Here is a 21574-nt window from a genome sequence, read left to right as displayed (position 1 = left end):
GCACGCGCCCCCGGCGCCGAGCTTGTGCTAGGCCCCCAGCGACCGGGCGATCGAGTCGAGCGCGGCCGCCTGCTCCTCAAGATCGCTCGAGGACGGCGGGCCGCCGCGGAACCGATGATCGAGCACGGCTCGCGTGACGATCACCACCGCCTCATCCTCGTCCGGACCCGAGCCGCTGGAGCGCACCACGGGCACACCGGCCTCAAGGACCAGCGCGGCGCTCGGATCGGGACTGTCCATCAACTCAGCGACATGGCCGGGCCGAACCATCGCCCCTGCCTGCCCCGCTCCCTTTCGTGGCGCGACGCTCCAGCGCCCCACGCCGGCACCCTGCGCGTACGCCAAGTGCCCGCCGAGGGTTCCCGCCACTCCCATCGCCGCAAGCCCCGCGAGGCCCCATGCCCGCGCCCCGAGGCGGCGGTCGTTCCCGCGTGACCACGCGGCGGCGAAGCACCCCTGGGCAACAGCATTCGAGAAGATGTGCGTCACGGCAACGCGCCGCTGCGCGCGATCGAGCCCCGGCACCTCGGCGAGCCCTGTCAGCGAGGCAACGGGCGCGGTCAGCAGGCCAAGCGCCACCAGGCGGCGAGCGACTGGGTAGGAAGTCGTCACCGTATCCACGAGCGCGGCGGACATCCACGCCCCCATTGGCAGGTGCACCACCACCGGGTGGATGGGATGACCGATGTCTTTGCCCCTCAGTGCCTCGCCCGCCTGGCCCTTCCCGGCCACGCGCTCACCGATCGCGGCCAGGGCATCACCTGCCGGATCCAGCCATTTCCAGTCCTCCACCTTGTTCAGCAAGCCATGAATATCCATGGCAAGTAGATACCCCCGGCGTGCATCTATCAAACGGCCCCGGGCGGGCACGCCACACCGGCCGTGCAGGAGAATCTCGTGCCCTGATGTTTAGCAGCGGCCCCAGCGGGAACCCCATGTGACAGGGGAAGCACACCCAAGCAATGCGAACCCCAGCAACAAGGAGGCAAAAAATGGCCAAGTTCATGGACAAGCTGCGCCACAAGGCACAAGAGGTCAAGGGTGAGGGCAAGCGAGCCACAGGCCGTGCCACCAACAACCCGCGCACCGAGCGCGAGGGCGTTGCCGACAAGGCGGCGGGCCAGGCCAAGCAGGCCAAGGATCACCTGAGCGACGCCGCGGAGAAGGGCAAGCGCACCTTCCGCGAGTGAGCACAAGACGAGTGGGGGCCACGGCATTGCCGTGGCCCCCACTCGTTTTGCGTGAGCTGGACACGAGCCCCCTAGCGGTCGCCTCCGGGCAGGCAGCAGGGCGGCATCATCAAGGCACCACGATTCACATACGAGCCAGGCACGCCAGGTTGAGCGCTCCCCAGGCGGCAGCCACGCCGCTGACCTTCGCTGCCCGGCCCTGGGGCGCGAGCCCCGCGCCAAAGATCACCGCGTCCGCAAGATCCGACGCTGCCCGAGCGGCAGTCGCGAGGCGCAAGGCGGGCCCGGCTGGAGCGAGGGCCATGGCGGCGCCCATCGCTGCATCCCGCGCCGCGATGCCCCGGACCGTCATTCCTACGGGCGGGGCAACCTCCTGGCCTTCATCGACGAATCCGCAGGGGGCCGCCAGCACCCGGGGCCTGGCCAGGACCGCGACGCTGTAGGCGAGCGTTGCCCACCCCATCGCCCTTGCCGCACCGTGGGCACTCATGAGATCTTTCGCCACCATCGTGAATCCTCTCGCTAGTCAGGAACATCGTCGCTCTCGGAACCAACTGGCTCCACCTCCGCGCGCTCGCGCACGTTGCCGGTAGCTCCCTCCCGGTCCCTCTCGTCAACGATGTCCTCCTCGAGATCGTCGACCACCCCGGACAGCTCGTTGCCGGTCTCGTTGCCCTCGTTCCACTGCTCGCGGTCCTTTTGCTCCTGGGCCTTGTCGCCCTGGTCGCTCGATTCGTCGCGGTCCTGCTCGTCGGCGACATCTTTCCTGCTCATCAAGCTCACCTCCTGCTAGGCCGCGCGGGCAAACCGGAATGATTCGTGCACGAACCGGCCGCGCTCCCCGGCTGTTGATCATGCAGGCGGAGGTTACCCAGCAGGCCCCGCCCTAAACCCGCCGCCGGAGGCGGGTGACGGCAGTAGCACGTTTGACCAGGCATCCCGGTGGGCATTACCCGTACAGCGGCACGAACCGGGACAACCGCGGCCCATGAGTAGATGAAGGAGCGGGACATGGATTCCTGCACCCGCGCACTCCGGGGGGCCGCCACCGCTGCGGCGCTCCTCCTCGCCACGATCGGTTGCGGGATGAACACGGGCGGCGACGTCACCTGCGCGACCTTTAGCGAGCAGAGCACCAACGAGAAGCGCGAGACCGCTGCCGAGTTCCTTCGCGAGTCATCCGATGAGCCCGGGGAGACCGATGCCGCCGATAGCGAGGCCGCGGTCGATGCCGCGGTGCTCATCATCATCACCTTCTGCGCTGTGGAGGAGAACAAGGACATCCCGATCAGGGATGCCGACCTCGACAGCACCACCGAATCCAGCAGCGCCTAGCTCTGTGGCCTGCTCCTGACGTCCACCAGATCGTGAAGATCCAGCCACGTGCTAGGTGGCCAGATCTTCACGATCGCGGTTGCTCAATACCGCCCCCCACCCACAACCCATCCGACTTCCCAAGACAGCCAAAAGCCCCAGGTCAAACAGAGCTTGACCTGGGGCTTTCCGTGAGCCGCCTGGGGGAATCGAACCCCCGACCTTTTCATTACGAGTGAAGCGCTCTACCGACTGAGCTAAGGCGGCGTGCCTGGGCGTTCGCCTCGGCGTTGTGCAGTCTAGCGGGTGGGCACCGAGTTTGGAAAACAGGCTGGTCGAGCGCGCGCGATCCCGCTTCATCCCCGTCGCATGTGCTCGCTGATCGTGGTGAGCATCGCGGTGATAGCGAGCTCGGGCTTGGTGTTGGTGGCGAGGGTGTCGCGGCAGTGCAGAATCGCGTCGATGCAGTTCAGCAGCGTCTCGGGCCGAGTGCTCCGGGCGATCTGGGTGATGTCGTCGGACTTGTCGGGATGGATGGGGCTGGCGGTGGTGCCCAGGCTGGCGAGGAGGGCATCGCGGTAGTAGCCGGCGAGATCGATGAGGGCGCGGTCGAGGGCGTCGCGGATGGCTCGGGTCGCGCGGGACTTCTGCTTCCGCTCGAGGTCCTTGAGCGCCCCGGCGGACCCGCGGAGCGCGCCCGCCGCGCCCTTTCCGGTGCCGCCTGCTCCGAGGGCGGTGCGCAGCTCCTCGGTCTCCCGGGTGTCGATCTCGGCGGTGAGGGTCTTGGCGTCCTCGGTGGCGGTGGCGAGGAGGGTGTCGGCCGCGTTGATGGCCGCGGCGGGCCGGTCGAGGGTCGGCGGCATGGCGAGCACGGTCGCGCGGCGGCTGCGGGCTTGCTCGTCGGTGGCCAGGCGGCGGGCGCGGCCGATGTGCCCGGCAGAGATGGCAGCGGCCCAGTGCGCGGTCTCGGCGTCGAGGTGGTCGCGCGCCTCGAGGGCATGCGCGATGGCGGTGGTGCTCGGCGTGGTGAGGGTGATGTGCCGGCACCGCGAACGGAGGGTGACGGCGATGTCGTGGGGATCCGGGGAGGGGGCGCACAGCATGAACACCGTGTGCGAGGGCGGTTCCTCGACCATCTTGAGCAGGGCGTTGGCGGCGCCCTCGGTGAGCCGGTCGGCGTCCTCGATGATGATGACGTGCCATGCTCCGACGCTGGGGCGGCGCGCGGCGGTGCGGACGATGGCGCGCATGTCCGCGGTGGCGATGCTGAGGCCCTCGGGGATGATGCGCCGCACATCGGGGTGGTTCCCGCCGAGCGTGCTGGTGCAGCCGGCGCAGTGCCCGCAACCCGGTCCGTCGGGGCTGGTGCATTGCAGGGCGGCGGCGAGGCAGAGCGCGGCGATGGAGCGACCGGAGCCGGGTGGTCCGGTGAACAGCCACGCATGGGTCATGGCGGAATGCTCGATGCTGGCGCTTCCACGGGTGCTGCGGCGGGCGTCGGTGGATGCGGCAAGGAGCTCGCGGATGGCGTGGTCCTGGCCGAGGAGTTTGTCGAACACTGCTGCCACTAGGGCAGCGTAGCGCTGTCCTCCCATGAGTGGTTACTGGCTGGGTGGTTAATGCCAAGTGGATACCGGTGGCGCCGGGGATGCGCGAGGATCGTGGTCATGGGTGCGCGGAGTTCATTGGCTGGGGCGCGGGAGTCCGTTGTGGTGGTCGCGCGGGGATCCGTGGCGCGGCCGTGGCCGTTGTACGCGACGGGCATGCAGGTGGCCAACGTGGCGGGCGCGGTGTTCGTGTTCGGTTTTCTGCAGTTCCTGTTGCCGGGCGGGGACGCGGTGCGGCTGGGCGAGCTCCTCGATCCGCAGCGGATCGGCCCGTTCCTGGCGTACCTGGTGTTCACGGCGGTGGTGAGCACGGTGGTGGCGTGGTGGCTGGCATTGCCGGTGATCGTGTGGCAGCAGGATCCCGGGGATGGGGAGCGGGGGCTCGTGGCGCGGGATCGGGCGTTGAGGATCCCGCAACTGCTGGCCTGGGTCTACGCGGCGTTCTGGCTGGTGGGCGGCATCATCTTCGTGGTGTCGACAGCACAGTCGGTGGAACTGGTGGTGATCACGTCGGTCACGGTAGTCATTGGCGGGGCGACGGCGTGCGCGGTCGGCTACTTGTTCGCCGAGCGGGTGCTGCGGCCGGTGCATGCCGCGGCGATGGCGGTGGGCGACGCGAGCCTCCGCCATCCGCCGAGCGTGTCGAGCCGCCTGCTGGTGGGCTGGGCGGTGAGTGTCCTGGTTCCCGTGGCGGGGATCCTGGTGGTGACGAACTCGGCGCTGACGGGCAGCCTGATCGCGGATTCCAGCGCGGTACTGACGTCGATCATGGCGTTGTGCGCGGCGCTGGTGGTGGCGAGCTTCGTGGTGACGAAGCTGACCTCGAGCGCCATCGCGGATCCGATCGCGCAGTTGCGTTCTGCGCTGCGGCGGGTGGAGGCGGGGCGATTCGATACTCCGGTGCGGATCTTTGATGCGACGGAGCTGGGCCAGTTGCAGGCAGGGTTCAACGAGATGGTTCGGTCGCTGGCGGAGCGGGAGCAGATCCGGGAAGTGTTCGGCCGCTATGTGGGCCCGGACGTGGCGCGGCGAGCGTTGAACGACGGGGTGCGGCTCGGTGGCGAGGAACGGTTCGTGGCGGGGCTGTTCGGGGACCTGGTGGGGTCGACGACGTTGGCGACGCGGCGGGATCCGGCGGAGATCGTGGCGTTGCTCAACGAGTTCTTTCGCGTCGTGGTGGAGGTGATCGACCGCTTCGACGGACTGGTGAACAAGTTCCTCGGCGATGCGGTGCTAGCGGTGTTCGGCGCGCCCCTGGAGCATCCCGACCCGGCCGCGGCGGCGCTGGGCGCGGCGCGCGAGCTGGCGCAGCGCCTGCCATACGTGCTGCACGCGGGCGCCGACGACGAGCCGGTGGGGTTCGGGATCGGGGTGGCCGCCGGAACAGTGGTGGCGGGCAATATCGGTGCGTCTCATCGCCTGGAGTACACGGTGATCGGCGATCCGGTAAATGAGGCTGCCCGGATCACCGAGCTAGCGAAGGACGAGCCGGGGGCGGTGCTGGCATCGTCTGTCGCGGTGGAGCGGGCGCATCCGGACGAGGCCGCGAAGTGGATGATCGTGCGGTCGGTGGAACTGCGGGGGCGCGGGGTGGCGAGCGAGCTGGCCGCGCCGGGGCGGGGCGACGCCGCTGCGGGCGGTCCGCTGCGGTAGGCCACCGCCCGGCTCCGGTTGCCCACTAGCGCTCCCCCCGCTACTCGTCGGTGGACTCGGCAGCCTTCTTGGCCGGGGCCTTCTTGGCTGGGGCCTTCTTCGCGGGTGCTTTCTTGGCCGCCGTGGTCTTCTTCGCCGTGGTCTTCTTCGCAGCAGTCTTGGTCGCTGTCGTCTTCTTGGCTGCAGCCTTCTTCGCGGGCGCCTTCTTCGCTGCTGCCTTCTTGGTGGTCTTCTTCGCGGGCCCGCGGGCACGCCGGTCGGCGAGCAGCTCTGCCCCTCTCTCGACGGTGAGGGATTCGACCTCGTCGCCCTTGCGGAGGCTCGCGTTGGTCTCGCCATCGGTGACGTAGGGGCCGAACCGGCCGTCCTTGATCACCATCGGCTTGCCGCTGGCGGGATCGTCGCCTACCTCACGAAGTGGTGGCGCGGCAGCCTGGCGCCCGCGTCGCTTCGGCTCGGCGTAGATCTTGACCGCCTCGTCGAGAGTGACGCTGAAGATCTGGTCCTCGGTGGCGAGCGAGCGGGAGTCAGTGCCCTTCTTGAGGTAGGGGCCGTAGCGGCCGTTCTGCGCGGTGATCTCGGTGCCGGTCTCGGGATCGGCGCCCACGACGCGGGGCAGCGAGAGCAACGTCAGGGCGTCCTCGAGGGTGACCGTGGCGATGTCCATGGACTTGAACAGCGACCCAGTACGCGGCTTGGGCTTCTTCTTGGTGGACTCGTCGGTGTCGGGGAGGATCTCGGTGACGTAGGGACCGAAACGGCCTTCCTTGGCGACGATCTCGGGCCCGGTCTCGGGGTCGGTGCCGAGGCTGCGGCCCTCCTGGGGCGTGGCGAAGAGCTTCTCGGCGATGTCGAGGGTGAGCTCGTCGGGCGGCAGGTCATCGGGCAGGTTGGCGCGCTGGGATTGCGGCTCGCCGCTGTCGCTGGTGACGGTGCGCTCGAGATAGGGGCCGAACCTTCCGACACGCACGAAGATGGGCCGGTCCTCGCTGTCAGTGAACAGCTTGATGGAGTTGATCTCGCGCGCGTCGATGCCCTCGAGGTTGACGCCGACGAGCTTCTTCAGGCCTCCGAGGCGAGCGAGGGTTCCTTCCGCGCTGGTGTCATCGCCGAAGTAGAACGCGCCGAGCCAGTGGGAACGGCGCTCGCGCCCCTCCGCGATCGCGTCGAGGTCGTCCTCCATGGAGGCGGTGAAGTCGTAGTCAACGAGCCTGCCGAAGTGCTGCTCGAGCAATCCCACGACCGAGAACGCGACCCAGGAGGGAACGAGCGCGCTGCCCTTCTTGTAGACGTAGCCGCGATCCTGGATGGTCTTGATGATCGAGGCGTAGGTGGAGGGGCGGCCGATGCCTTCCTCCTCGAGCTTCTTGACCAGCGATGCCTCGGTGAAGCGCGAGGGCGGGTTGGTGGAGTGGCCCTCGGGGGAGAGCTTGTCGGCGTTGACCGTGTGTCCCTCGGCGAGCCGGGGCAGGCGGCGCTCCTCGTCGTCGGCCTGCCCGCCTGACTCGTCATCAACGGTCTCGACGTAGGCGCTGAGGAAGCCGGGGAAGGTGATGGTGCGCCCCGAGGAGCTGAAGGTGCATTCCTCGCCGGTCGCGGCGGTGCCGGTGATGCGCAGGCTCAGGGTGGTGCCCTTGGCGTCCGCCATCTGGGAGGCGACGGTGCGTTGCCAGATGAGCTCATAGAGCCGGAACTCGTCCTGCTCGAGGACGCGGCTGAGCTGGCCCGGGGTGCGGAAGGATTCCCCGGCTGGCCGGATCGCCTCGTGCGCTTCCTGCGCGTTCTTCACCTTGCGGGTGTACTGGCGGGGCGTGGGCGCGACGTACTCGGGCCCGTAGAGCTCGCGGGCCTGGTTTCGGGCCGCGGTGATGGCGGACTCGGACAGCGTGGTCGAGTCGGTACGCATGTAGGCGATGTAGCCGTTCTCGTAGAGCCGCTGCGCGGTGCGCATGGTGCGGTCGGCGGAGAATCGCAGCTTGCGTCCAGCTTCCTGCTGCAGGGTCGAGGTCATGAACGGCGCGTAGGGCTTGCGCGTGTACGGCTTCTCCTCGGCCGAGGAGACGACGAGACCGGCTCCGGCGAGCGCCTCGGCGAGACGATTCGCATGGGCCTCGTCGAGCACGATGACATTGTCGGAATTCTTGCGCTTGCCATCGGGGCCGAAGTCACGGCCGGTGGCCACCCGTGCCCCGTCCAGTGCGCTGAGCTTCGCGCCGAACGCGCGGGGCGAGGCGCTCTCTCCCGCATCAAGGGTGGCGGCGATGTCCCAGAAGCTCGCGGAGCGGAACCGCATGCGCTCGCGCTCGCGCTGCACGATGATGCGGGTGGCCACGGACTGCACGCGGCCCGCCGACAGCTTCGGCATGACCTTCTTCCACAGCACCGGGCTGACCTCGTAGCCATAGAGGCGATCGACGATGCGACGGGTCTCCTGCGCATCAACGAGATCGGTATCGAGGTCGCGGGGGTTCTCGGCGGCAGCGCGGATCGCGGACTCGGTGATCTCGTGGAACACCATGCGGCGGACGGGGATCTTGGGCTTGAGCGTCTCAAGGAGGTGCCAGGCGATGGCCTCGCCCTCGCGGTCACCATCTGTGGCGAGGTAGAGCTCGTCGACATCCTTCATCAGGCTCTTGAGCTCGGTGACAGTGGACTTCTTGTCCGCGCTGACGACGTACAGCGGCTCGAAGTCCGCATCGACGTTCACGCCGAGGCGAGCCCACGACTCCCCCTTGTAGCGGGCAGGGACATCGGCCGCGCCCTTGGGAAGGTCGCGGATGTGCCCGCGCGACGATTCGACGACGTAGTTGGGGCCCAGGTACGAGGCAATCTTCTTGGCCTTGGTGGGTGACTCCACAATCACCAGGCGCCGGATCGCTGCCGACTTCCCGGGGCGCGCCGAACCATTCGCCGTGCCACTTCCGCGTGCTGCCACCTGACGCTCGTACCTTTCTGAATTCCTGCAAGGATGTCACTCAACACTGACACAGGCAGTGCCGTTCATGCCGCAACCTGTCTACCACCGCTGTGCCCAACGCTGGCAAGTATGCAGCACTCGTCCGACATCTCGCCCATCGGACGGGCGGGGCTGCCCCTGCCGACGGGTGGGCGGGAGCTACTCGCCCGGCTCCTCGGGGGCTTCCTCGCCCGGCTCCTCGGGCCCTTCCTCGGGGGCTTCCTCGGGCCCTTCCTCGGGGGCTTCCTCGGGCGCTTCCTCGGGGGCTTCCTCGGGGGCTGGCTGGGTGACGAGAGGCTGGCAGGCTGGCACATCAGCGATCACCGCGTCGAGCTCCCCGGACTCATACTGCTCGAGCTCGTCGAAGGCCGCCGCGATGGGATTCGGGGTGTTCTCGATGCGCTCGGTGAACTCCGACATCGCTACCGGATCGCCGGGCTCCATCTCGTCGAGCGACGCCCGGAGCTCGTCGACCTCGTCGGCGGCCTGCTGCGTCGCGCCCGCGAGGTGCTCGGCCAGGCCAGGAGGGATGTCACCGACGGGCGGGTCGCCGAGCTCACGGAAGCTGACAGCGGAATCGGACAGCACGGTGCGCAGGTGGATATAGAGGTCGAGGTAGGTCTGGCGAGCTTGCTCGGGCTCCACAGGCGGCTCGGCGACCACGACGTCGTAGTACTGGAATGCATCGGTGAGCGCGACGAACGGACCGCAGTACCGGGCGAGCCAGTCCTCGGTGGAGATCCTTTCCTCCGTGGCGCTTGCCGGGCTGGTGCCCTCTCCCGCCGCCGCGTCCTCCGCATCGTCGGTGCCGCATGCAAGCAGCAGCGGCTGAGCGACGAGGACCGCGAGCGCGATCATGCTGGTGCGAGCCGTCGTTCCCATGGCGTGTTCCCCGCTTCCCGGTGCCCGGCCGGAGCCCAATCTCCGCTACCGTGGAGTCCTTCTTGAAGACACCGTATCGCCCGGGGAGGGTTACGGGGCGCGAAGTCGCGCAAGCCAGGCCTGCTGCGTCAGCACCAAGCAGAGCGCGAAGAGGATGATCAGCCCGCCCGGTAGCCCGTCAGCGCGCGGGCCTGCGCCCCATAGCCATCCTGGGTCGGATGGAACGGCAGCACATGCTCATGGAAGTCACCGATCCGGGTGATCCACCTCTGCCCGAGCGGCTGGCACGCATCGTGCCCCGCCGTGGCTCCCTTCAACGACCAGAAATCCACGCCCAGCGATGCTGCAGCGGCCCGCTGGGCGGACTCGATGCGATCCAGCACCAGGCGTGCGTACGCGGCGCGAGGCTGGAAGTCCGGTACCTCGAGCCCGTTGATCGGCAAGCACACCGAGGTATCGCGCGGCAGCACGGTCGGGTAGCCCACGATCGCGATCCGCGCGTTCGGCGCCTGCGACCGGATCCGGCCAATGATGTCGCCACTGTCGCCGGCGGTCAATCGTCGCGCCAGCTCCGGTCCCGTGATGGCGTCGGGCCGCACGGCCGCGGGATCAGCAGCATCGTTGCACCCATTGACGAAATCCAGCACGCACGTGCCCACTGACCACGCGGCACTGCGGCCCGCGCCGCCGTACGTCTCGTTGCCCGCGAACTGGATCGTCACCAGCTCGGTGCGCGGGCCCATCGCGCCCGCCGCCGCCTGGATCTGCTGGCCAAACGTATTGGTGCCGCGGCCATCGACGACGGCGCCCGAGCACGAGGCATCGAACCAATCCCCGCCGAGCCCCCATTGCTGCGCGAACTGCTTGGGCCAGGTGTAAGGAAGCTGCGGGCAGCCGCCGAGGGGGTCATAGCTTGGCCCCGAGGTGAAGCTATCGCCGAGGGATACATAGCGGGCCCCGGCCTGATCGCCCGGCTGCGCGCCCGCGATGCCCTGCCCGCCGACCGACAGCCCGGCCACCGCCAGCGTGCTCACGGCAACAACAACGGCTCCACGTCCCAGCTTTCCCATCCAGTTCTCGCGCACAAGAAACACCGTGCCAGACCCCTCCCTCCCCTGCAGCAAGTGTCCGGATTTCCCCTGATGACCACGTGCCCGCGCGGAGACGTAGACTTCCCAGCGACCAGCGCGCACCGGGAGGGAGCAGGCCATGGCGGCGCACGGCCTCGGCGACGATCTGCTCGCCGCCATCGCGGATCGATCCCCGTCCCTGCTCACCGGAGCACCCACGCACATCGACCGCGCGCAGGGGCGCCCCGGCATCCACGAGCCGTGGCCGGACTGGACCTACCCGGGCCTCCGCGATGAACTCATCGACCGCGGCATCACCAGCCCCTACGCCCACCAGGTCGAGGCAGCCAGCCTCGCCCGTTCCGGGCAGCATGTCGTCCTCGCGACCGGCACCTCCTCCGGGAAATCATTGGCCTACCTGCTGCCTGCCCTCACCGCGCTCGCCGAGCAGCCCCGTGCCACCGCCCTCTACCTCTCCCCCACCAAGGCGCTGGGCGCCGACCAGCTTCGCGCCACCCGATCGCTCACCGGCGCCATCCCCGGGCTCGCATCGGCCGGGCCGCACCTCTACGACGGCGACACTCCGACCGACCACCGCCGCTGGATCCGCGACACCAGCAGGCTCGTGTTCACCAACCCCGACATGCTGCACGTCGGCATCCTCCCGAACCATCCACGATGGAGCCGGTTCCTGCGGGGGCTGAGCTTCGTGATCATCGACGAGTGCCACCACTACCGCGGTGTCTTCGGCTCCCATGTGGCCTGGACGATCCGCCGCCTGCGCCGCATCGCCGCCCGCTACGGCTCGCACCCCGTGTTCGTGCTCGCCAGCGCCACCACCGCCAATCCCGCGGAGGCCGCCACCCGCCTCATCGGCGCCGACTGCCGAGCCGTCACCGAGGACGCGGCGCCCCGCGGCCACCGCACCACCGTCCTGTGGGAGCCCGGTCCGGCTGGCACCGGGGATCCGACGCAGCGCAACTCCCCCCACACCGAGGCCGCCCTGTTCACGGCTGCGCTCGTCGAGCAGGGCGCGCGCACGCTGATGTTCGTGCGCTCGCGGGCCGGGGCGGAGCACGCCGCGATGATGGTGCGCGAGCGGCTCGGCCCTCCCCTCGCCGGGACCGTCGCCGCCTACCGCGCGGGATACTTGCCCGAGGACCGGCGACGACTCGAGGCCGCGCTGGCCAGCGGCGAGCTCCGTGCTGTAGCCACTACCAATGCGCTGGAGCTTGGCATCGACATCGCGGGGCTCGATGCGGTGGTTCTCACCGGGTTCCCGGGCACGGTCGCCTCGTTCCGGCAGCAGGCAGGCCGGTCCGGGCGACGCGGGCAGGGCGCGCTCGTGGTCCTTGTGGCCCGCGATGACCCCTTGGACAACTACCTGATCCACAACCCGGGGGCGCTGCTCGACAAGCCCGTCGAGGCGACGGTGACCAACCCCGCGAACCCCTACATCGCAGCTCCGCAGGTGATGTGCGCCGCGACGGAGCTGCCGATCACTGACGACGAGGTCACTGCTCTCGGCATCACCGGAACCATCGCCGATCTGGCGGGCCAGGGATTCCTGCGGCGGCGGCCGCGGGGCTGGTTTCCCGCTCCGGGGATCGACGCGCACGGATCCACCGGCCTGCGCGGCACGATGCTCGAGCAGGTCGTGATCGTCGAGTCGGCCACGGGACGCCTGCTCGGCACGGTCGATGCGTCGCGCGCGCCCGCCACGGTGCATCCCGGCGCAGTGCACCTGCACCAGGGCGAGGTGTTCGTCGTGGATGATCTCGACCTCGACGAAGGCATCGCGCGCGTCACCGCTGGCGATCCCGGCTATACCACCGTCGCCCGGTCGGTGAGCGATATCCGCATCGCCGAGGTGCTGCGGTCGCGGCAGCACGGGCCAGTCACGGTTGGGCTCGCCCGGGTCGACGTGACGAGCCGCATCACCAACTACCTGCGGCGCGGCCCGGGGGGCGAGGTGCTTGCCACCATCGAGCTGGACATGCCGGAATCGACCCTGCCCACGGTCGCTGCCGCCTGGACGCACTCGCCGGGGAGCCTCGGCGCCGCTGGCATCGCCGACGAGGACATCCCCGGTGCGCTCCATGCCGCCGAGCATGCAGCGATCGGCCTGCTGCCCCTGTTCGCAAGCTGCGATCGCAACGATATCGGCGGGGTCTCCACTGCCCTGCACCCTGACACGGGCATGCCTTCGGTCTTCGTCTACGACGGCCATCCCGGTGGCGCGGGCACCGCCGAGCATGGGCACGACCACATCCGGCAGTGGCTTGCGGCGACGCGTGCCACGATCCGCGGATGCCGTTGCCGCACCGGGTGCCCATCGTGTGTGCAATCACCCAAGTGCGGCAACGGCAACGAGCCGCTCGACAAGGCCGGGGCGGTCCGCGTGCTCAGCGCGGTCCTCGATGCCCTCGGCTAGCTGGCGCTAGCTCTCGCCGACGCGCTGGGCGGTCTCGGAGAGGATCGCGACGTACTCGTCGAGCCCCCAGGTGAGCGACAGCGCCGTGGGCGGGGAGACAGCCGCGATGAACGAGGTACCGACGATCTCAGCGACCCGCCCATCCTGGACCTGGCCCATCAGCTGGGCCTCGGGGGAGCCGAGGAACTCCGCGGATGCCTCGGCGGTGTCGGCGTAGGAGACGAGGATGTCGCTCTCGAGATCGCCGAGGCGCTCGTCGCTCAGCGTGTAGTAGAACGTCGAGTCGCCGTTGGCGAGCTCGTCGACGCTGTCGGCGTTGACCAGCCCAAGATCCAGGGTGAATGCCACCCGCGCATCAGCAGGCTTGTAGACGTAGAACGCATCGGGGGTGTTGAACACCATCGCTACGGACTTGCCCGCGAGCTCGGGGTGCTCCTCGGCCTTCGCCGCGATCTGCGCGTCGATATCAGCGAGCAGAGCATCGGCCTCGTCGGTCTTGCCGAGGGCCTCGCCGACAATGCGGATGGTGTCGCGCCACGGCGTGGACCACGCCTCGTCGGGATAGGCAACCGTCGGTGCGATCTGGCTGAGCTGCTCGTAGTCGGTCTCGGTGATGCCGGAGTAGACGGCCAGGATCAAGTCCGGCGCTGCCGCAGCGATGGCCTCGAACGGAGGATCAGTACCTTCCGGCAGCATGGTGGGCGCGGCTTCCCCGGCCTCGTCAAGAGCTTCCTGCACCCAGGGCAGCATGCCGTTCTCATCGCCGCCATAGGGCTGGCTCTGGATCGCCACGGGCGTGACGCCCAGCGCGATGGCAGCATCGGCGCTGCCCCAGCCCCAGGTAGCGACGCGCTGCGGGGATTCCTCGATGGTGGTCTCCCCGAAGGCGTGGGAGATGGTGATCGGGAACTCCCCGTTCCCGGTGGACGCGCTGCCCAACTGCTCGGACTGCCCGCCGCAGGCGGTCACGACGAGCGTCATGCTCGAGAGCAGCGCGACCAGCAGGGTCGCGGCGCGATGGCGACGGTGCACCATTGTTGACTCCTTGGCTCACGGATCAATGTCGCGGCGAACCCTAGTTCGCCTTCTTCCAGTTCAGTTCTGTACGCGGCTATCCAGTATCGATGGTGATTCTTCGGGGCCAGCCCGCGCGCTCGCGCGCACTTGCCCAGCAGTGATCCGCTCCCCTTCTCCGCCGCTCGCCCACCGCACCGGACGCGCGACGCCGACATGCACGTCCCCGCCGTCTATCCGGCACTCCTCGACGGTAATTCCATTGCGCCGTCCCATCTCGTGAGCCACCGCGCACGGCTCTCCCGGCAACGCCCAGGCGTGATGGTGGGCGGCCGCGAGCGCCGCGAGATCGGCACCCGCTTGCGCCGAATGCCGGGCCGCCACCACCGCAACGAGGTGCAGCACCATCGCGACCACGAGCACCAGGGCGAGCATGCCGCCGACCGCGATCACGGTTGCGCTGCCCTCGTCATTGCCCAGCCGCGACGCGCGCGAGCTCAACCCTGCCGCCTGCTCGGCTCGATGGCCGCGATCGATTCAGCCGTCAGGGTGACACCGGGAAGCAGCGCGGGGCGAAGGGTGACCCTCGCGGTCACCAGCATCCCGTCGTCGGCGATCGAGATCGTCGCATCGCTGGGGGCTAGCCGCGCGCCCGCATCGACGGCCCGGCCCTGTTCGTCCCGAGCGGCCACGAGCGCAGCCTCGCGAGCAGCATCGATGCACCGCACGTAGGAGGCTCCGATGCCCAGCACTCCCACGCACATGCCGAGAACCATGACGAGGATCGCGATCGCCAGCGCGGTCTCCACCGTCACCGCGCCTGCGTCATCACCAACGCGCGGTGCGGCACGCTGCCCGGCAGGGCCCGGTGTGGCACCAAGATCTGGGTGTATCGCTAGATCTGCGTGGATAGGGCCTGATCGATGATCCTGGTCAGTGCGCCAACGACGGCATCGCTCGATACCACTGCGTAGAGCACTGCCGCGAACGCCGCCGCCGCGACGGTGCCGATCGCGTACTCGACGGTGCTCATTCCCTCGTCGTCGCGGGCGAGCCTGCGGATCCTGTGCGCCAGGGTGCGTGTTGCCTTCACTCTTGTTTTCCTTTCGGTTGCCCGGTCGCCGGTCGGCGGCCCGGGAGGTTGCGTGCCCTTCGGCGAAGGGTCCCCGGGCGCTCATCGCAGGACCGCGGGGGCTAGCTGGGTGGCAAGCCCGATCACGACCGGGATGATGCCGAGGCACAGGAACGCGGGCAGGAAGCAGAGCCCAAGAGGCGCGGCGATCAGGACTGATGCCTTTTCCGCGCGCGCGATGGCGGCATGCTGCTCCTCCTCGCGGAGCGCTTGCGCGGCGTTCCGTGCCACTGCGGCGAGCTGGGTGCCGGTGCGATGCGAGCGTTGCGCCGCCCGGGCGAAGGATTCCTCGGCCGGGTTCGAGGCAGCGGTTGCCCATGCGGCGCTCGGGTCGATTCCGATACCGAGCAGTTCTGCGGCCCGCTCGAAGAACCTGGTGGCGGTGGCACGGGATACCGCTTGCGCAGCGATGGCGGGCCCGAGACCCGAGGCCAGGCAGGCGGCGTAGAGATCGAGGGCGAGCGGCTCGAGAGGGGCTTGCCGCTCGGTGGGCACGGTGCTCACGGGGTTTCCGGTTCGGTGGACGATCCGGCTGAGCCGGGGCGCGAGCGCTCGCTGCGGATAAACGAGCATTCCTGCTGCCGCGAGCATGCAGGCGAGGGCGGTGCTCGTAGTCATCCGCGGGCTGCCTTCCCCGTGATCGCATGTGTCCACAGCAGACCGACGCATGCGAGGGTGGTGCCAGCGAGGAGCAGCGCGTTCCCGATCGGTGTGTTGCCCAGGACGCGCAGGGGGCTCGCTCCGATCAGTTCGCCGAGGACGGTCCCCAGCGCGGGCAGCATGGCGAGCAGCACCGCGGTCGCGCGGGCACCAGCAAGCGTTGAGCGCACGTGCTTGTCGCGCCGATCAGCGAGGACGAGACCTGCCCGGGCTTCGTCGAGCAGGTTGGCAAGAGGCAAGCCGTGGGTGGTGGCGAGCGTCCAGGCTGCTCCGATGTGGCGGAGGCGCGCGTCGGAGCCGGGTTGCGCGAACGCTCCCGCTACGGGCAGTCCGAGCGGGGTCCGTGCCGCGGCCCGGGCGAACGCGTCGGTGATGCCGTGCTGGCGGTCGGTTCGGAGCCGACTTGTCGCCGTGGCGGGATGAGCACCAGCACGCAGCTCGGCAATGATGTCGTCGAGGCAACCGGTGAGCATTGCGGCAGACTGCTCGGTCGCGCGGCGGGACCGCGCTCGGGCATGGAGGTACCAGCTAGTGGCTGCAACGATAGCTGCGGCGAGCAAAGGTGCCGGGCCCAGCAGGATCGCGATTGCCGCTGCCACGATGACACCGATCGTCCAGCGCCCGGCGGGGGTGCGGAGCCGCGGCTTTGCTGGTCTCCCCGCGTGCTGCGCGATACCGAGTTGCCCCAGGCGGGAGCGTGCGGCCGGAGCAGGGAAGGCAAGCAGCGCCGCGGCAGCGAGGATGAGGCTAGGTCCCATGGTTTTCCCCTAGGGCATGGTCCCGGCTGGCCAGTAGGTCGTGGAGTCCTGCCCACGCGGCGCTCGCCCCGTGCTCCAAGGTCCAGGCCGTCTCCACGGTGGTGAGCCCATCCGCCCGCGGCGTGATGAGCCCGATCTCGGCGAGCACACGCTTCGCTTGGTCGCGCTGCACGTGCAGAACGATGTGGGCGGCCGCCGCGAGCTGGCTGTGGAGCGCGTGGCGAGGCAGTCCCCCGAGCGCGGCGAGCGCTTCGAGTCGGGCGGGAAGCTCGCGCGGCGAGTTGGCGTGGATAGTGCCAGCTCCGCCCTCGTGCCCTGTGTTGAGGGCCGCGAGGAGGTCAATGACCTCGCTGCCACGTACCTCGCCGACGATGAGGCGATCCGGGCGCATGCGTAGTGCCTGGCGGATGAGGTCGCGCATCGGGATCGCGCCGATGCCCTCGATGTTGGCCGCGCGAGCGGCGAGGCGCACGAGATGCGGGTGGGGCGGATTGAGCTCGGTCGCGTCCTCGATACAGATGATGCGCTCGTCACGGGGCACCTCGGCGAGCAGGGCACCGAGCAGCGTGGTCTTGCCTGTACCTGTTCCGCCAGTAACAAGAAAGGAACGGCGAGCGGCGATGATCGCCTCGAGAAGCTGCTGGCTCGCGGGCGTCAGCATGCCGGTGGCGGTGAGGTCGCGCAGGCTGTGGCGGGCAGGGCGGAGGATGCGCAAGGAGATGCAGGTTCCATCGACGGAGAGCGGGGGCAGCATGGCATGCAAGCGGATCGTCGTCGTGGCCTGGTCCCGGGGCACGTGGCCGTCAACCCATGGCTGTGATTCGTCCAGTCGCTTCCCTGCCGCGATGGCGAGGCGCTGGGCGAGGCGACGGACTGATCGCTCATCAGGGAGGGCAACCTCGGTGGGGGCGAGGCCGCTGCCCCGGTCGGCGTACACCGGCCCGGCGCCGTTGACGATCACATCGGTGACGGTCTCGTCATCGAGCAGGGGATCGAGCGGGCCCGCCCCGTGGAGGTCGGTGTGCATCGCGCGAAGGACAACGAGGGTGTCGGGGTCGCTGATCATTCCTCGTGCCTCATCGCGGATCAGGGTGGCGAGCTGCTCCGGGCCGAGGTTGCCTGCGTGGTCGGCGAGCCGCGCCCGTACCTTGTCGAGGAGCTGCGCATGCTGGTGGTTCATGCCGCGCCGTCCATGGCGCTAGTACCGCCCTGCGCGATGACGGGATGCGCGAGCGAGGGATGCGCGAGTACTTCGATCGCCGCCTTGCGCAGGGGCGAACGGACCGGCAGGCGCAGCCCGCCGGTGTCGAGCCGGTGATCGAGCCTCGGCTCAGGACGCATGGTGGCTATCAAGCGGGCATCGCATGCCTGGCTGATGGTCGTGGCCCCTAGGCCGCTCGCTGCTGGGCCGCGGACGATGATGCCGATGTCGCGGCTGCGCGGGCGTGCCCATCGCATGACCTTTTGCGCCGCCGCGCAGGCCCGGAGGTTGGCCGGCACCACGATGATGGTGAGGTCGGCCGCGGCGCAGGCCGTCTCGGCGGCGTCGCCTCCGGTGCGTGGCATGTCGCAGACGGCCAACCGACCGGAATCGCGCGATGCGGCAAGGATTGTCTGGAGCGCGCGCGCACTGGGTGGCGTCAGCCTGCTCCCGCGCTGGTGAGCAAGGAACGCGGTGGATCCGCGGGCAGGCAGCGCGGACCAGAGGGCCCCGGGCGCGATGCTGCTGGTGATGGCGGCGATATCGTGCCAGCGTGGTCCGGGATCGTTCTCCGCGGCGAGCAGCAGGTCGATCCCGCAGCCGTGGCCATCAAGGTCGATGAGCAGGGAATCATGCCCGTGCGCGAGAGCGAGAGACGCTGCGAGCACGGTTGCGCCAGCCCCGCCGCAGGCACCGGTGACGGCGATGGTGCGACCACGGTTGGCACTGCTGCGCGCGCGGATGCTCGAGATTGCCTGCATCATGGCGTGCTCGTCGTCCGGCAACTCGAAGACGTGCTCGGTGCCGAGCACGACGTGATCGCGCCACGCATCCGGCCTCGGCGATTCCAGGCTCGGGCGCGCAGTGGCGCTGCGGGCCACGACGCTGATGATGCCGCTGCGTCGGCCGAGCCCGCTTTCCCGGCAGCGTCGCGCTCCCACGTCGTCAAGGATCACGAGTGGCGTGGTTTCCCAGAGCTTGCGCAGCGACGGTCCATCGCTGGTGCTAGCTGGCGCTTCATGCTGGTTCGCCTCGACGATGCCGAGACCGAGGGACGCGGTGATGCGTCGGGTGCTAGCCAGCAGTTCGGGATCGCGGATGTGGGCGAGCACTGGCTCGGCATGGGCGGGGTGCGGTTGGTCCGCGCCAGGAGGCTTGGGCATGGCGCAACTGTGCGCGGATGCGGTGGGGCGTTCCATTGCTTGGAGCCAGACTGTGGATAAGTCGCGACCTGTGGACAACCCGCGCTGGGGCCGTCCGGGCACGTACAGTCCGGGCATGGAATACGGCTGGAATATCGGGACTCCGGGAGTTCTCACCGGGGTGCAGATAGAGGACGACCCCCGCCAGGGGGGGGAGGGGGCGGGGGTCGTCGGAGTTCAGCCCCGGGGGGTCGGGCTGAACTCACCCGGATCATGTCCGAGTGCCTTCATAGTACACACGATCGCTCAAGTGTTTCCGCAATCAAGCACCAAATCTTGGACAAATCTTAGTCTACAACCAGGCCACAGGGGGATCAATGCCGAACGAGCAGCGCGGACAGCGGCGAACTGTGGCTAGTGCCACTATCCTGGGCGTGTGACTGACCCTCATGCTGGCATCGCACACCAGGGTTCCCCTGCTGCCTTCTTCGACCTGGACAAATCCATCATCGCGCGATCATCGACATTGGCATTCAGCAAGCCATTCGCGGAGACCGGGCTGATCAATCGGCGGGCGGTGCTCAAGAGCAGCTATGCGCAGTTCCTCGCGCTGCTGCCGGGCGCCGATCATGAGCAGACCGAGCGCTTGCGCACCCATATCGCCTCGATGTGCGCGGGGTGGGAGATCGAGCAGGTGGAGGCGATCGTCGAAGAGACGCTGCGCGATGTCGTGACACCCTTCGTGTTCGCCGAGGCGGCAGCGCTCATGGAGGACCACCGATCGCGAGGGCACGCAGTGGTGGTCGTCTCCGCGTCGGGCCGCGAGGTCGTCGCGCCCATCGCCGATGCTCTGGGCGCCGATGCGATCATTGCCAGCGAGATGGCCACGGAGGATGGCAAGTACACGGGAGAGTATTCTTTCTATTGCCACGGCGAGGCAAAGTCCGACGCGATCTTCCGCCTGGCTGCGAAAAATGGATACAGCCTCGAGCAGTGCTACGCCTACTCGGACTCGGTCTCGGACTTGCCGATGCTTGATCTTGTTGGGCACCCCACGGCAGTCAATCCTGATCGCCAATTGCGACGAAAAGCGGCTTCGGAGGGCTGGCCGATCCTCACTTTCTCGGACTCGATTTCGCTGCGGGAGCACCTGCCGGCACCGTCCACTCGGACGCTCGCGACAACGGCCGCGGTCGGGCTCGGGGCAGCGGTCGCTGCGGGCGCTGTGGCGCTCAGCTTCTTGCGGCGAATCCGCTAGCAGTTTCTGGACTCGCTCCAATTCGACCGAACCCCTTGCAGCGGATGCAGGTCAGGAGTACAAAATAGGTAAGGGAGCACGACAGGACAGGGCCGAATCGGAAGAGAAGATCTCGACTCCCCCGGTCAAAGCTCCTGGGCACGAGCACCAGGCACCCACGCGGAGCACGCCGCGTAAGGGCAGAAGTGTTGTGGGCCTGCGAAACGTCACCAATACCGGACTGGCTCTCCCCTTGTGGGAAGGGGAAGCAATTTCAGGTGGCGCTGTCGCCGAGGCCTTCCCACACAACCCACATAAGCACGCATGGTAACCTGGGACTCAGTGCTACGCGGGCGGTGAATTGGGTTTCACCGCCCGCTTTTTAATGTCCGGATTCTCCACAATGCGTCGCGATTATTCATGATCGCGTCTCATTCATGATCATTCTCGGCGCATTCCCTGCTAGGCCTGCGCAGCATCGGCGATGGCCACGGCCTCCCGCCCGCCAGCCTCCATCGCGCCGCAGCACAGGATCACCCAGTTGCCCACGCCCTGCTCGGTGCCCGCCGCGAAGCCTGCTGCAGCGCTGCGATACGCGGAGGCCCGCTGCAACCAACTGGCTTCCGGGACACCCAGGTTGTGCGGATCGAGGCCCGAGGTGACTGCGATGAGCCGGGATGCCGCGCGCGCGACGATGCCATCGGCGGTGCCGAACGGACGCAGCGCGAGGAGATCCCCGTGCACCACCGCCGCGATCACCGGCGCGGGTGCGCGCGTCCCCCCGGTAACGAGATGCGCGAGGAGCTCGAGCCTCTCCCCCACGCCCGGCTCGGGCCGAGGCCGCCCGAGCCGATCACTATCATCGACAAGATCGGCCGCCGCGAGCATGTGCAGCCTGGCCAGGACTTGCAGGGGCGCGCGCTTCCAGGTTCCCGACAGGTTCGTGAGCGCTTCCCCATCGAGTGCTTGCGCCACGCGCATCGCGCCGGACAGCGTGGGATCGTCGATCGCGCCGGAGGGGTCGAGCTCGGTCCGTCCTCCATCGAGCGCGGAGGATGCGCGGGTGGCGCGGACCGATGCCTCGGTGGCGCTCTTTGCCCACTCGCGACGATTCGCGGCATGGCGGTGCGCCTCGCCGAGCGCGGACCGTGCTCGTTCCGCGGCGTCACTAATTCCAGGCATCTCGAGGATCGGCGCTAAGGGGTCAGCAAATTCGGTCACGCATCATGACGCTACCGCTACAACCGGGCTTGCCTGAAGCGACCTCGATCGCGGCGCCCTTCTCGCACGCGCAGATAGCTGGCGCCGCGGTCGGTAGCCGACT

21 protein-coding genes and 1 tRNA gene are annotated in these 21574 nt (G+C 68.8%); 5 read left to right on the top strand and 17 right to left on the bottom strand.

The genetic code is table 11. The features are described from left to right. Positions 1-27: 27 nt before the first annotated feature. Complete coding sequence (locus HT102_RS12345; protein ID WP_192039720.1) at positions 28-819, bottom strand: DUF2231 domain-containing protein; 792 nt, start codon at positions 817-819, stop codon at positions 28-30. Positions 820-992: 173 nt separating this feature from the next. On the opposite strand from HT102_RS12345, the gene HT102_RS12340 reads away from it, so the two are divergent. Then, a complete protein-coding gene (locus tag HT102_RS12340; RefSeq protein ID WP_192039719.1) occupies positions 993-1190 on the top strand; it encodes a CsbD family protein in 198 nt (65 codons plus the stop codon). A 124-nt stretch (positions 1191-1314) separates the two neighbouring features. Here the strand turns inward: HT102_RS12340 and HT102_RS12335 are convergent, their stop codons facing one another. After that, on the bottom strand, positions 1315-1698 hold the full coding sequence (locus HT102_RS12335) for a hypothetical protein (protein WP_225443603.1): 384 nt from the start codon (positions 1696-1698) through the stop codon (positions 1315-1317). A gap of 14 nt (positions 1699-1712) precedes the next feature. Beyond that, positions 1713-1964: a hypothetical protein gene (locus HT102_RS12330; protein ID WP_192039718.1), complete on the bottom strand. Its 252-nt coding sequence runs from the start codon at positions 1962-1964 to the stop codon at positions 1713-1715. A gap of 237 nt (positions 1965-2201) precedes the next feature. Here HT102_RS12330 and HT102_RS12325 point away from each other — a divergent pair, with 237 nt between their 5' ends. Continuing rightward, positions 2202-2525, top strand: coding sequence for a hypothetical protein (locus HT102_RS12325; protein WP_192039717.1), 324 nt, complete (start codon positions 2202-2204; stop codon positions 2523-2525). A 173-nt stretch (positions 2526-2698) separates the two neighbouring features. Here the strand turns inward: HT102_RS12325 and HT102_RS12320 are convergent. Then, positions 2699-2771: transfer RNA gene (locus HT102_RS12320), tRNA-Thr, on the bottom strand. An 89-nt stretch (positions 2772-2860) separates the two neighbouring features. Beyond that, positions 2861-4072, bottom strand: a complete 1212-nt coding sequence (locus HT102_RS12315; protein ID WP_192039716.1) for a DNA polymerase III subunit delta' — start codon at positions 4070-4072, stop codon at positions 2861-2863. Positions 4073-4171: 99 nt separating this feature from the next. On the opposite strand from HT102_RS12315, the gene HT102_RS12310 reads away from it, so the two are divergent. Then, positions 4172-5764, top strand: coding sequence for an adenylate/guanylate cyclase domain-containing protein (locus tag HT102_RS12310; RefSeq protein WP_192039715.1), 1593 nt, complete (start codon positions 4172-4174; stop codon positions 5762-5764). A gap of 40 nt (positions 5765-5804) precedes the next feature. On the opposite strand, the gene topA is transcribed toward HT102_RS12310, so the two are convergent. From topA to HT102_RS12295, 3 genes are all read right to left on the bottom strand, one after another. Further along, positions 5805-8699: a type I DNA topoisomerase gene (gene topA / locus HT102_RS12305; protein ID WP_192039714.1), complete on the bottom strand. Its 2895-nt coding sequence runs from the start codon at positions 8697-8699 to the stop codon at positions 5805-5807. A gap of 180 nt (positions 8700-8879) precedes the next feature. Continuing rightward, positions 8880-9602, bottom strand: coding sequence for a hypothetical protein (locus HT102_RS12300; protein ID WP_192039713.1), 723 nt, complete (start codon positions 9600-9602; stop codon positions 8880-8882). Positions 9603-9760: 158 nt separating this feature from the next. Further along, the gene (locus tag HT102_RS12295; protein WP_192039712.1) at positions 9761-10636 is read right to left on the bottom strand and encodes an SGNH/GDSL hydrolase family protein; all 876 of its coding nucleotides are present in this window, start codon (positions 10634-10636) and stop codon (positions 9761-9763) included. Between the two features lie 175 nt (positions 10637-10811). Between HT102_RS12295 and HT102_RS12290 the strand changes: the two genes are divergently transcribed. Beyond that, positions 10812-13106: a DEAD/DEAH box helicase gene (locus HT102_RS12290; RefSeq protein ID WP_192039711.1), complete on the top strand. Its 2295-nt coding sequence runs from the start codon at positions 10812-10814 to the stop codon at positions 13104-13106. A gap of 6 nt (positions 13107-13112) precedes the next feature. On the opposite strand, the gene HT102_RS12285 is transcribed toward HT102_RS12290, so the two are convergent. The 8 genes from HT102_RS12285 to ssd form a co-directional block, all read right to left on the bottom strand. After that, positions 13113-14141, bottom strand: coding sequence for an iron-siderophore ABC transporter substrate-binding protein (locus HT102_RS12285; protein ID WP_192039710.1), 1029 nt, complete (start codon positions 14139-14141; stop codon positions 13113-13115). Between the two features lie 60 nt (positions 14142-14201). Further along, positions 14202-14621: an Rv3654c family TadE-like protein gene (locus tag HT102_RS12280; protein WP_225443602.1), complete on the bottom strand. Its 420-nt coding sequence runs from the start codon at positions 14619-14621 to the stop codon at positions 14202-14204. Further along, positions 14618-14935: a TadE family type IV pilus minor pilin gene (locus HT102_RS12275; protein WP_192039709.1), complete on the bottom strand. Its 318-nt coding sequence runs from the start codon at positions 14933-14935 to the stop codon at positions 14618-14620. The genes HT102_RS12280 and HT102_RS12275 overlap by 4 nt, the downstream gene beginning before the upstream one ends. 80 nt (positions 14936-15015) lie before the next feature. Beyond that, the gene (locus HT102_RS12270; protein WP_333473418.1) at positions 15016-15213 is read right to left on the bottom strand and encodes a DUF4244 domain-containing protein; all 198 of its coding nucleotides are present in this window, start codon (positions 15211-15213) and stop codon (positions 15016-15018) included. An 81-nt stretch (positions 15214-15294) separates the two neighbouring features. Then, complete coding sequence (locus tag HT102_RS12265) at positions 15295-15870, bottom strand: type II secretion system F family protein (protein WP_192039708.1); 576 nt, start codon at positions 15868-15870, stop codon at positions 15295-15297. Then, positions 15867-16670 (bottom strand): type II secretion system F family protein, encoded by an 804-nt coding sequence (locus tag HT102_RS12260; RefSeq protein ID WP_192039707.1) that lies wholly within the window; start codon positions 16668-16670, stop codon positions 15867-15869. Before HT102_RS12260 ends, HT102_RS12265 begins: the two co-directional genes overlap by 4 nt. Next, positions 16660-17850 (bottom strand): TadA family conjugal transfer-associated ATPase, encoded by a 1191-nt coding sequence (locus HT102_RS12255; RefSeq protein WP_192039706.1) that lies wholly within the window; start codon positions 17848-17850, stop codon positions 16660-16662. The genes HT102_RS12260 and HT102_RS12255 overlap by 11 nt, the downstream gene beginning before the upstream one ends. Further along, on the bottom strand, positions 17847-19034 hold the full coding sequence (ssd, locus tag HT102_RS12250) for a septum site-determining protein Ssd (RefSeq protein ID WP_192039705.1): 1188 nt from the start codon (positions 19032-19034) through the stop codon (positions 17847-17849). The genes HT102_RS12255 and ssd overlap by 4 nt, the downstream gene beginning before the upstream one ends. Positions 19035-19449: 415 nt before the next feature. Between ssd and HT102_RS12245 the strand changes: the two genes are divergently transcribed. After that, complete coding sequence (locus tag HT102_RS12245; RefSeq protein WP_192039704.1) at positions 19450-20271, top strand: HAD family hydrolase; 822 nt, start codon at positions 19450-19452, stop codon at positions 20269-20271. 441 nt (positions 20272-20712) lie between these two features. On the opposite strand, the gene HT102_RS12240 is transcribed toward HT102_RS12245, so the two are convergent. Next, positions 20713-21432 carry a Fic family protein gene (locus HT102_RS12240; protein WP_192039812.1) on the bottom strand — a complete coding sequence of 240 codons (720 nt, stop codon included), beginning with the start codon at positions 21430-21432 and terminating at the stop codon, positions 20713-20715. Between the last annotated feature and the right edge of the window lie 142 nt (positions 21433-21574).

The organism is Lolliginicoccus lacisalsi, assembly GCF_014841105.1.
Classification (GTDB): Bacteria; Actinomycetota; Actinomycetes; order Mycobacteriales; family Mycobacteriaceae; genus Lolliginicoccus; species Lolliginicoccus lacisalsi.
Note: the sequence above shows the minus strand (reverse complement) of the source record. Positions and strands in the feature narration are given on the sequence as shown.